10 protein-coding genes are annotated in these 12,386 nt (G+C 34.9%); 1 reads left to right on the top strand and 9 read right to left on the bottom strand.

Annotated features, from left to right (window positions below; all coding sequences use genetic code 11):
- Positions 1-358 precede the first annotated feature (358 nt).
- The 7 genes from purB to rbsK form a co-directional block, all read right to left on the bottom strand.
- The gene (gene purB, locus FD33_RS07145) at positions 359-1,654 is read right to left on the bottom strand and encodes an adenylosuccinate lyase (RefSeq protein WP_025084872.1); all 1,296 of its coding nucleotides are present in this window, start codon (positions 1,652-1,654) and stop codon (positions 359-361) included.
- A gap of 3 nt (positions 1,655-1,657) precedes the next feature.
- Positions 1,658-2,788: an ATP-grasp domain-containing protein gene (locus tag FD33_RS07140; protein ID WP_025084873.1), complete on the bottom strand. Its 1,131-nt coding sequence runs from the start codon at positions 2,786-2,788 to the stop codon at positions 1,658-1,660.
- 19 nt (positions 2,789-2,807) lie between these two features.
- Positions 2,808-3,389 carry a xanthine phosphoribosyltransferase gene (locus FD33_RS07135; protein WP_025084874.1) on the bottom strand — a complete coding sequence of 194 codons (582 nt, stop codon included), beginning with the start codon at positions 3,387-3,389 and terminating at the stop codon, positions 2,808-2,810.
- Between the two features lie 51 nt (positions 3,390-3,440).
- Positions 3,441-4,088 carry a glycoside hydrolase family 73 protein gene (locus FD33_RS07130; protein WP_025084875.1) on the bottom strand — a complete coding sequence of 216 codons (648 nt, stop codon included), beginning with the start codon at positions 4,086-4,088 and terminating at the stop codon, positions 3,441-3,443.
- A 96-nt stretch (positions 4,089-4,184) separates the two neighbouring features.
- The gene (locus FD33_RS07125; protein WP_148299154.1) at positions 4,185-5,384 is read right to left on the bottom strand and encodes an MFS transporter; all 1,200 of its coding nucleotides are present in this window, start codon (positions 5,382-5,384) and stop codon (positions 4,185-4,187) included.
- A gap of 147 nt (positions 5,385-5,531) precedes the next feature.
- The gene (locus tag FD33_RS07120) at positions 5,532-5,732 is read right to left on the bottom strand and encodes a cold-shock protein (RefSeq protein ID WP_010020786.1); all 201 of its coding nucleotides are present in this window, start codon (positions 5,730-5,732) and stop codon (positions 5,532-5,534) included.
- A 189-nt stretch (positions 5,733-5,921) separates the two neighbouring features.
- The gene (gene rbsK, locus FD33_RS07115) at positions 5,922-6,830 is read right to left on the bottom strand and encodes a ribokinase (RefSeq protein ID WP_025084877.1); all 909 of its coding nucleotides are present in this window, start codon (positions 6,828-6,830) and stop codon (positions 5,922-5,924) included.
- A gap of 128 nt (positions 6,831-6,958) precedes the next feature.
- On the opposite strand from rbsK, the gene FD33_RS07110 reads away from it, so the two are divergent.
- Positions 6,959-8,359 (top strand): hypothetical protein, encoded by a 1,401-nt coding sequence (locus tag FD33_RS07110; RefSeq protein ID WP_056955869.1) that lies wholly within the window; start codon positions 6,959-6,961, stop codon positions 8,357-8,359.
- Between the two features lie 118 nt (positions 8,360-8,477).
- On the opposite strand, the gene FD33_RS07105 is transcribed toward FD33_RS07110, so the two are convergent.
- Both FD33_RS07105 and FD33_RS07100 read right to left on the bottom strand, forming a co-directional pair.
- Positions 8,478-11,426, bottom strand: coding sequence for an SLAP domain-containing protein (locus FD33_RS07105; protein WP_081784495.1), 2,949 nt, complete (start codon positions 11,424-11,426; stop codon positions 8,478-8,480).
- Positions 11,427-12,039: 613 nt separating this feature from the next.
- Positions 12,040-12,261, bottom strand: coding sequence for a hypothetical protein (locus FD33_RS07100; RefSeq protein ID WP_056955868.1), 222 nt, complete (start codon positions 12,259-12,261; stop codon positions 12,040-12,042).
- Positions 12,262-12,386: the final 125 nt, after the last annotated feature.

Here is a 12,386-nt window from a genome sequence, read left to right as displayed (position 1 = left end):
AATTAATTAGAACGAGGATATACTTACTTTCCCATCTTCCGCAAGAATTGGAAATGTGGCGGAACGCCATGGGCACATTTCCAATTCTTACTCCAGACTGAATAGTACTCCTACCATTCTATTATCGTAAATTAAGATATCAATCATAAAAATACCCACATTTGGCATACTCTGCTGATTTGAAGCAAAACATAAAAACAGAAATATTAGCCCGGAATAAAAAAGCTGATTGGCTCAGTAGTGAAATTATCCTTAGCAATTTACTGCTTAAGATAATTTCACTACGTTCCAGCCAAATCAGCTTTTTTATGGAGAGCGGCAATCAACCACTCATCCAAATAAACTTCAATTTAATTTTTTATTCTAATCCAACACGTTTGAATATTTCATCCACGTTACGTAAGTGCCAGTGATAATCAAAAGCATCATCCAAATCTTTTTCAGATAACTTATCAGTTACACGAGGATCAGCTTCTAGCATAGTACGGAAGTCTTTGTTTTCGTCCCACGCCTTAGCCGTCATTGGTTGAACAATATCGTAAGCTTGCTCACGGGCATAACCTGCTTCAACTAATTTAAGCAAGACACGTTGTGAATAAATCAAACCGTGAGTAATATTCATGTCTTCCAACATCTTGTCAGGGAAAACAGTAAGATCCTTAGTGATCTTAGTAAATCTTCTCAAAATGTAATCTAACAATTCAGTTGTATCAGGAATAATGACACGTTCAGCAGAAGAATGTGAAATATCACGTTCATGCCACAATGGAACATCTTCCAAGGCTGTGAATGCATGACCTCTGATAACACGTGCCAAACCAGTTACATTTTCTGAACCGATTGGATTACGTTTATGAGGCATAGCACTAGAACCCTTCTGTCCAGCAGCAAAGTATTCTTCAGCTTCTCTAACTTCAGTTCTTTGAAGATGACGTACTTCAAGGGCAAATCTTTCAATTGATGTAGCAATCAAAGCCATTGTCTGAATGTATTCTGCATGAAGATCACGTGGCAATACTTGTGTTGAGATTTCTTGAGCACGAATTCCCAATTTATCACAAACAAATTTTTCAACACTAGTAGGTACATTGGCATAGCTACCGACAGCGCCACTGATCTTACCTGCTTCAACACCCTTAGCGGCATGATCGAAACGTTCAATATCACGTTTGACTTCAGAATACCAGTTTGCCAAAACTAACCCAAAAGTAGTTGGTTCAGCGTGCACACCATGAGTTCTACCAATCATAACTGTATCTTTATATTCAAGAGCTTTTTGTTTAACTACTTCGAGAAATTCATTTAGATCTTCACGAATAATATCGTTGGCTTGCTTCATCAAATATCCATAAGCTGTATCCACAACGTCTGTGGAAGTAAGTCCGAAATGAACCCATTTTCTTTCGGGTCCTAAATAACGTGAAACATCTCTGGTAAAAGCAACTACGTCATGCTTTGTTTGTTTTTCGATCTCAGCAATTTCAGCTACATCAAACTTAGCATTTTGAGCAATTAACTTAGCATCTTCAGCAGGAATTTCGCCTTCTTTACTCCATCCTTCGACAGCAGCGAGTTCTACTTCAAGCCAAGCTTGAAATCTGTTTTGGTCAGTCCAAATTGGTTTCATTTGTTCAGTTACATATCTATCAATCATGAATTATTCTACTCTCCAAATATTAGTTGTTAAGATATCATTTTTTAATTCTTCTATATCATCGGAAAAAATTGAAATATAACCGACATCCCTGTCAGCTTGATTCTTAGCTTTAAAACCTGTGTAATAGTTAAATTTCCATTGTGCCTTTTCCTGAAGTAAATCCAAACTCTGCGGCAAGATTCCTTCAATAATCTTCAAGGTTGCCGCATTGACCATTGGAAAGATTTCAGGAATTGGCCAATCACAAATAGCTCTGATATGTAATTCGAATTGAGAAATGCCTGTCGCTTCTTGATAAACATTTGCAGAATAATTAATGCCAGGAAATATTCGTTTAACGTACAAAACGCCTGAATCAGACAAGATAAAGCCAATTCCAAAGATTCCGACATAATTAATATTCTGTGCTATCAATAAAGCTACTCGTTGCATTTCCGCTTCAATTTCCGGATCGTTCTTCTTATATATGAAAGAACTCATCAGATGTTCACCATCATAAATCTCTTGAATCATTGGAAAAGTATGGATTTTTTGATCTTTACTCTTGCTTACCATAATGGAATACTCAGTCTTTGTTTCAATCCAAGCTTCCAAAATATAAGTTCCATCTTTCAACAATTTTTGTACACGTTCAACATCTTCATAATTATAAATAATATGACGTTTCAACACTTTTTGATTCTTTTGAATTGGCTTTAGAATACAAGGGAACCCAATCTCATCAATTGCATGTTTAATATCATCAACCGTCACAATTGAGAAAAATGGTGGAACGTTTATATTTAAATCATTTAAAAAGGTTCTTTCGATATAACGATCTTGAACAATTTCTAGTAGATCCGAACCCTGTGCAACATTAAAGTTTTTTGAAAGTTCCTTTAGGACACTACTATCAAAGTTCTCATCCATATACAAAAGAATGTCACTTCTATGGCCCAATTCACTTAGATTCTTACTGTCTTCTAATGTACCGACTAAATAGCTGTCAGCCGCTTGTGTAGCAATATCCTTTTCTTCGGATGTCAAAAGCATGGTCCTAAAGCCCATTCTTTTAGCTTCTAATTCAAAAAGATACGTTTCACTGCCGCCACCAATTATTCCTAATGTTTTACCGGGCGCAATAAAAGTCATAATTCCACCTTCTTAATTTCTAATCGTCTTCCTCACCGAAGACCACTTGTCCATTCTCAAAAGCTGTAATTCTAGCTAATGAATAAATTGGTGTACCTGATTTGTCGATCATTTGTCTTCCCTTTTGGAAAGATTTTTCAATCACAATACCGATACCTGCCAAATGTGCACCAGCCGCATCGATGATTGTATTTAAACCATTTACAGCCTGACCATTAGCCAAGAAATCATCAATAATCAAAACTTTATCACTGCTTGAAAGATACTTCTTAGCGATACTAATGTGGTTAGAAGTCTTCTTTGTAAATGAATAAACCTCTGATGAATAAAGATCGTCGCTCAATGTTACGGATTTGTGTTTTCTAGCAAAAACAACTGGTACTTGGAACTTCAAGCCAGTCATAACAGCTGGAGCAATACCTGAAGATTCAACCGTCAAAATCTTGTTGATGCCCTCATTCTTAAAATGTTCGTAAAATTCTTCGCCCATTTTTTCCATTAACATTGGGTCAATTTGATGGTTTAAAAAACTATCAACTTTAAGCACGTCTTTACCAATAACGCGACCATCTTTTTTGATTCTTTCCTCTAATTCCTTCATTACGTTCTCCCTTATTTAATAGAATAATTAGAGTCTATCATACTTTGTTTTTCACTTGATACCTTCATCGTACTTTTTAAGATTATATTTTTGTATAATCCGAATAATTTTACTTGTATAGCCCGGATCGGTCGCATATCCATCTGCTTGTAATGCCACCGCTGCATCAATATAATCCTTTGATTGTAGAACTTGCTTGTATTGTTGCGAGTTCCAAGACGTACCATTTACCAAAAGTTTTGTATGATCCTTCATTGACTCACGAAAATCCGAATAAACTCGGAAACGTCCATTGATTGTTACCCACTGACCGTCAGTATATTCCTTTGTCTGTAAAACTTTTGTATTTGAAGGATCATCACCTTTAATACCAAAGTAATTATTATACTGACTAGCTAGAGTACTGGAACCCCAGTTACTTTCTAAAATAGCTTGAGCAATCGTAATACTTGGTAAAACCCCGTAAGTTTGGCCTAATTCAACCGCATATGGCGAAATCTTTTTTATGAAAGCTGCGTGACTTTGCTGAACCATCTCAACTTGAGTTTCTCTCTTGTACTGGACATATCGACTGTATCCAAAGAAGCTGATAACAAATACAGCAACAATTGATAATAAAATTAAGGTCGTATTATTATTTTTTCTACTACGTTTGCGCCGATAATTTCGGTGTGCTGAGTATCTTCTCTTTTGTGGCAATTGATCTATCCCTTTTAAGTTTATTAACTCTAATTATAGCCGATAACTTTGAAATTTTTGTGATTTGAAAAATAATTTTAAAAATCGTTTAAGTTATCAACTTTTTAACTCAACTCGATGCTGTTTTGAATAAATCAACCAAGCCATTAAAGCCAAAATCTCAATAACCGCAGAAAATAGGAAAATGCTCTTATATCCAAAGCCAGTCGCTATCACAGCTGCCAACATCGGACCTAGAACGTTTCCCATTGCCTGCGCTGATTGATTATAACTGAAAATTCGTCCAAAAATAGAATTAGGGACATTTTGTATTGTTAGAACTTGAATTGAAGGAATCAGAGCTGCATCAGAAACTCCCAAAATAAACCGTAAAACTACTAATTCCCAAATATTTTGAACCATGCTTGTCAAAATTAAGCAAACAATTGCTGACGTTAAAAATATCAGCATACTCTTTAAAGCCCCTAATTTGTCGATCAGTCGCCCCACCAAGCCAGCCATAACGATTGTTGCCAACCCTGGTGCTGCCGAAACTACCCCCGTAATAATTACCAAGTTATTACTGCCAGGATCGATCTCCCTGACTAAAAGACTAATCATTGGTGTAATTGCATTAGTCGTTGCTTGCACTGCTAAGAGAGATCCAAAAAGGGCAAGAAAGAATTGCCAACCAATTTTTTTCATAATAGGTAAAACTGGTTGTAATTCTTTTTTTGTAATAGGTACAAAGTCTTCTTTTACTCCAAACAGTGTAGTTAAAAAAACTACTGCCATCAAAAAACTAGTGATAAAGAAAGATCCACGATAGCCAACACTTGTAGCTAAAAAACTACCTATCAAAGGTCCAATCAATAATCCGGTTATATCACCAGTAATCAATTTACTCATTACTCGACCGCGAATCTTTACCGGAGCTGAAACGGACATTAACGCGTTAGCATTATTAATATATCCAGAAAAGGCCCCTTGCATTGCTCGAAAAAACAATAAAAACCAAACATTTGGAGATAGTCCGACCATCAGAATCGTAAAGGTCATAACACCTGATGCCCGTAAACACATTAATTTTCTACCTTTAAGATCAGCCAATTTACCCCAAAATGGTGAAACTAGAGCCTTACTCAGATAAGTCAAAGAAAAAGCTGCAGCTCCTAAAAGATTTAATTCGGTTTTATTAAAATTGCCCAGTGTTTCTATGAATAGAACAATAAACGGTAGAGTCATTGCATTTCCCAACCCCGTTATCAAACTGCCAAACCAGAGTATTCTAAAGTTTTTCTTCCAAGTCTCCTGCATTGTCATCATCCTTAATTTTTAAATATTAATGATAGACTAGCAATGTATAAATACTGTAAATAATAAGTAAAGATTTTAAAATTGCAAAAAAAAAGCTAACCCGTTGGGTTAGCTTAAAAGTTCAAAGTTTATTAAAGTTTTATATAATTAGTCCTTAACAACGTTTGAAGCTTGTGGTCCGCGATCGCTATCTTCGATATCGAAAGTAACTGCTTGGCCTTCTTCAAGGGTCTTGTAACCGTCGCCTTGAATAGCTGAGAAGTGAACAAATACGTCACTACCGTCTTCGCGAGTAATAAAACCATAGCCTTTTTCTGCGTTAAACCATTTAACTGTTCCGTGTTCCATAAGAGAATCCTCCTGAAAATAAATAATATATTAGTTGTGCATTATATCGTGGTACATTATGGAAGAAAGTCTAAAGTACGAAACATTCAAACCATCCGAACCATTCACCATTCAAAAATACAACTACTATAGTAACATGATTAACAACTTATTACAATCAAGTATATATAAAGTTTCCCCTATAAACGTTTAAATTTTTACATCATCAACGTAAGGAATTGAATTCTGCGCACCCTTTACTTGAACTGCCATTGACGAAGCCTTACTAGCAAACTTCATTGCTTCAACCGTATTAGCCAAATTGGAATCCAACTTAGCGGCCAAATAACCAATGAATGTATCGCCAGCTGCGGTTGTGTCAACCGTAGAAACTTTGTAAGCGTCCACAAAAGATTCTTTACCATCAGTGTAATAAAGCGATCCCCTGCTACCAACAGTTATTATAACACACTTTACGCCTAATTTATTCAATTTTACTGCAGAATTTATAATTGATTTTTTATCAACTGCCTTTACGCCTGTTATAGCCTCTGCTTCGGTTTCATTTGGAACAATAATATCGGTAAGCGATAACAATTTTTGAGGAATATCGGTTTTTGCTGGTGCTGGATTTAGTATAGTTACAACGTCATTTTGCTTCGCAATTTGGAAAGCAGCTAACGTTGCATCTAATGGTGTTTCAAATTGTGCAATCAAACAGTCAGCATTTTCAATTGTATCCCGAGCATTTTCTACATCATCTACTGTAATGGTCTGATTGGCACCACCATAAATTAAAATACTATTCTGTCCATCTTCATCTAATAAAATATATGCTTTACCCGTACCAGCCTCTGAATCAACTGTAATATATTTCATTTTTAGACCATCTTTTTTAAAAGTATCCAGCATGAAATCAGCCGAATGATCTTGTCCCACTTTAGCTATAAAGGTGGTTTCTGCACCAGCACGCACTGCAGCAATTGCTTGGTTGGCACCTTTTCCACCGCCAGCTGTGGATTGATCACCCATTGCCATAGTTTCACCCGGTAAAGGCAATCGTGGAATATTTAAAATAGTATCCACATTAATAGAACCTAATACAACAATCTTTTTCATAATTCCATCTACCTTTTTATTTTTAATAATTTTATCAATATAAAGTTATTTACCGCAAGTAGTGATTCATATCTTCGCGAACCATGATAGAATATATCTTTAGTAAAAGAAACTTTAAAGGATGTATTATGACAAGAACAGCTAAACTTAGTTTTTACTTCATATTATTTATCATCTTCGGTCTAATCGGGCTCTGGATGCCGCTCCTTGGTGACGATTTACACTGGGGAACCTATTTTGGAAGCAACTACTTCCCTCATGGAATCTTTACTTACTATGATGGTCGTTATCTAGGAGATCTTTTAGTTATCAGTATGACTAAAATCAAGCCTGTTGCTTTTATGGCTTACGGTATCTTCCCTACAACCATCGTTTACTTGATTCAAAAAATTCGTGAACAAATCATGCCAGAAAAGAATATTGGCTTGGTTTCATCAGCTTTGGCAGCTGCACTTATTCTTTTAAGTCCGGTTATGATTTTCAAACAAATTTTGGGTTGGCATGCTGGGTTTGCCAATTATTTACCCTCAGCAATCTTTCCATTATTTTTACTTTATTTAGTTCTTAAAAACTATGACAACAAAAATGTTCACTACTATCGAACAAGCATGATTCTTATTTTCCTAGCTTCAGTAGCTACTCAATTTTTTGCTGAACATATTACCTTATTAAATTGTTTCAACATTATTTTAGTGTGGATTTTCTTTAGAAAACATTTTGGTGAACATTTCAAGAAAGTGTTGAACCTTATCTTAGCCGGTAATATTCTTGGTGCTATCTTAATGTTCATCAATGGAGCTTATATCAAAATTCTTTTAGGTTCAGATGCTTATCGTTCTGTAAGCAATGGTTCTAAAGATACCCTCTTCAATTACTTGAAGATTACTTATACACCAAAACATTTAATTGTCGTTGGTACGTTAGTATTGATATTTACAATCTTTATGATTTTTTACAGTCTTAAGATTAACAACACTAAACAAAAAATTGCTAACTTTGCTTTACTACTATCAACTTACGTAGCAATTGCTCCATTCATTATCGTATCTCCATTTGGTTCTAGATGTATGTTTGCTAGTTACGTCTTCTTAGTTACAATTTTTACTGTCAACTTAGATATTTTCTTTAACAATTACGAAAAAATTCTTCTACCAATCTTCGCTTTATTGACACTTTGTCTAGGTGTCCGCATGGATTACCTATCACACGATTATGGCAAAACTTTTGATATGCAGATTCAATATTCACAATATCAAAATACAATTACCCGTGATAATCAATACTTCCTACAATATCGAAACGATAAGTATATTTGGTTAACGGCTCCAATTCAAAATGACAATAACTTTTCTGAATTATACGTTAAGAACAAGGATCGTAATATGATTCCTATCAATTATTACGATTGGACTGACGCCATGCACAAACTAAAGAGTAAGAAATTTAAGACTCACGACGATTATATGCGTGCTTTCGATAAACAAATTCTAAAAAAAGTTAAATTGATTCAAGCAAAAGATAACAAGTAAAAAACAATTCATACAGTTAAAAATTTTTCTTAAATATAATGTCGTCAAAAAAGTCGATTGGGCTCACCACTGAGTCTAATCGGCTTTTTATTTTAAATTTAGTAGACAATTATATTTATTATTCTTTAACAAACTCATCTGTTGCAACGCGGATATACTTGTGACCACCAATTGTCACAATCTTATCGCATCTCCATGAGCTATTCATTGGAAGGAATACATCTAAAAGTTGACCTTTACTATCATATAGTTGTGTATTAACTGCTACAGAAACCACATCTTTTTCTACAGTATATAGTTGTAAATCTTTGAAACTAACAAATTCGTTGTTTCCAACACGATACATCATTTTGCCACCGATGTTCTCATAGCCATCTGTTGATAAAATTCCACCAGCAGATACAGTCTTAGCTAGCTCTGCACCTCTCTCATCATAAAGATGTGTTTCATTAGCTATATGAACCGTTGCTTTAGCTATAGAGATAAATACACCCATGCTACTAGATGTATCATTTGCATAATCCATAACATATTCATTAACACCGACACGATAGAATCTAGAACCATTAATATAAACAATCCTATCTACTTTCCAAGATGATTTGGCATCGAGCATTTCCATAGTCATTTGACCGTTGCTATTGTAAATGTAAGTTGAGTAAATATTATGGTAGGTAAAACTAGTTGGTTGATAGGTATTTACAGATTGAACATCAACCCATTCATTAGTACCAACATGATACATTGGTATCCCTTCAATAACGGTTATGCCATCTGTTTTCCAATCACTGCCACTTGGTAAAATCTTACCAATTTTTTCACCTTTAGAGTCGTAAATTACCGCAGCATCTCTAACTGTTAAACTCATTCCACTAACTGGTATAAAAGATAAACTCTTATCAACCGCCAAGAAATTATTAGTTCCAATCTCATAATACTTGCTACCTTTAATTTCAACGACTTTATCGTATTTCCAAGAAGTATTAGGTCCTAACGTCAAATCGCTTGTCTCACCCGCAGAATCGACTAATGGAGTGTAGGATCCGTCAAACGTCTTAGCTATGCCGTTATCGGTCGTATAAGTATTGAAACCATCGGCCAAAACCCATTTACCTGATTCAATTTTATAATACAAAGTACCATTTATCTCAGCTGACTCTTTTATAGTAGTATCCGTCAAAATAACTTTTTTCCCAGTTGGCTTGCCAGTTAAATCATACGTATAGACTGGTTTATCTGAGACAGCCAAAACTTTCAAGTTAATATTGCTTCTAGTAATGGGAACAGAATTTGTGGCGACAGATGTTGCAATTGTAGACTCACTTGTTGGGGATGCAACTACTGGATTGGCCTTAAACTTTAGATCAATGATTTGTGGATCTTGTGAATAAGTCCCCTTCAAAATATAAGGGTCACTCATAAAAATATAACCTGCTAGCTTTGCATCTGCAGTAAGATCATAAGAATCACCAATTGTCGCTCCATTGACCACTTTAACTAAATCAGATCCGTTAACCATTATTGGTGAACCATCCTCATTTTCATAGTTGAGTGTCACATTAGGATGTTCTTCCCAAATGATTGGACGAGCCATCGTACCGGCGTAAATGAAACTAACATTACCATAAGTCGTATGAATGTAAGAATCCGATTTCGAATAGTCATTTAAATAACCGTAGACCAAATTCTTTTCAGAAGTATCAGCATTAAATAACTTATATTCATCCCCACTGACATGTTCCAAATCATCATCAGTCAAATTCCCTGCTGACACTGAACTTGAGTAATTGTATCCTGATGACAAATCCGTACCATAGAGACCAGTAATATGTTCAGCCGTGAAACTAATTGGTTGCTTATCCACTGCATAAACAGGACTTGGATCATAAACATTATTGATTATATTCAAATAAGCTGGTTTTGTTTTATCAATTCCATCCAATGGTGAAAAATCAGTAATTGAAGAATTACCCAAATAAACAGCTCCACCCTTATTAGCAATTTCTACAAGAATTGGCGCTATCATTTTCAATTCCTGATTATTAATTCCATCATTGATGGCAATACTTCCCGTACCATGAAGTCCTAATTCCCTTACATCACTGATATTTAATTTCGATAATTGACTTAGTGAAATTTCCTTATAATCCGGATCACTATAGTTACCGAATAAATCAAGTGATTCAAAATTCAAACCATTCATCGGAGTCAAATCAGCATTAGAGTTTTGTGCTGAAGAAACATTGACTGATAAAGCAATCTCAGTTCCCGTTGGCAAATAATTTAAATATTGCATTCCATCAAAATTCGTTACATAGGTACTTGTAACAGTACTTGGCATATCACCATAATAGAAATCACCTACTAAATTTAATATACTGCCGTCAAAGTTTTTAACATCACCTATTGTCAACGAATCAGTTGATTTCAGGCCAAACTCACTTTTAACCATATAATTCAAAAATGGATCAGTGAAATTAACCACTGTGCCATCAGATGCATTGCTTGGTAAAGTGTAGGACTTTTTTATATCTGTAATATTAGGACTAGTCGTTGATTTAGATAGAGCCGTTGGTGAACTCGATGTTGCTGTCGTAGTTCCAGTATTCAAATTAATTGTAGAAGTTGAAGTAACTGTCTTGTTTGCTGTGGGAACAGTTGCCGGTTCAGCAATCTTACTTGTCGAAGTCGGTCCTGACATAGGGGCATTCGTCGCTGGTGTCGAAGTAGATGGCCTGTTCACGGTAGTATTAGACGATGCCGTCGAAATCGTTGTAGCTTTCGGTTTAATCATAGCCACATCAACAGGTTTTACTCCGGAAGTTGTAGGAGTAGCTACAGTAATATGAGTTGAATCCGATGTCGTGGCACTAACTGTTTTAGTCGTAGCCGGTGTAATTTTATCAGTCGTAGTGCTAACAGAACCATTTGTTGAAGTAACATTTCCCGTTGTATCAGCTTTTACTGTTTGGTTGGACAGCGATGTTAAAATCACTGCCGAAAATAATGAAGCTCCTAAATAGACATACTTTTTATTTAATAACATATCTTCATCACTCTTTTCCATATTTCACGACAGATATTAAGTCATAATCTGTCTATATACCAAAGATATGAATTGATACATATTCAGAAAAAAAGTGCTTATATACCAACGGCATCAAGACCTACTGAAACTTTCTCATTAAATAGACCATTCGTCTAAGTTCAAAACATCATAACTATTTTTATATCAAGAAAGTTTTTAACAATAGGAACTACATAATAATTTGCATTATTAATTAATTTCTACCAATGTTTTCAAAAATCTCTCACAGTACTCAAAAAAAGAAAAAGTCCTTACTGGAATATACCAATTAACCATCGTTAAGGGTATTATTGCAGTAAGGACTATACCGATTTGTCTATTTATAATTTATTTAATCAAAATTATGACGTTTTACTTATCTTTCATAATTTTATTCCACTTCAGGAAAAAGCTTTTTACAAAAAGTGAATCCAAACTGAAGCGAATCGATAGTACACTATCTCTTGTAATAAGGAAACACCTCATATATCTAATAAAAGTTAAACGTACATATGGCAGTGTACATGAGATTGATATATAAAATAAAAAAGATGTAAGTGGTCGGCATACCACAAACATCTTGAATTAATAAATTCACACACAGAATATTAAATTAATTAATGGAAGCTTTATATTGTTGTTCAGTAACATCAAACATGGCAACGTATTGATCTGTAGCAACTCTTAAAAAAGGCATTCCTTGAGACGTATAAATTGCAGAGTCGGAGTACCATTTAGTTCCGGAAGCAAGTGATACGTCTGTTCTTTGTTTCAAATTATGATCATAAACACGTACTGTATCCTTATCGTCAGATGATTGAACTTTAATAGTCATCTGGCGTTTTTTGTATGCAAAACTATCGTTAGTGCTTAAAAATTGATTAGGTGCAACTTGGAAATAATCATTTCGGCGAATTTTATAATCAAGTTAGCCACTTTCAATAAAAGCTCAAAATAAAA

It is taken from the genome of Companilactobacillus paralimentarius DSM 13238 = JCM 10415, assembly GCF_001434985.1.
Taxonomy (GTDB): domain Bacteria; phylum Bacillota; class Bacilli; order Lactobacillales; family Lactobacillaceae; genus Companilactobacillus; species Companilactobacillus paralimentarius.
This window is presented reverse-complemented; position numbering and strand designations above follow the sequence as displayed.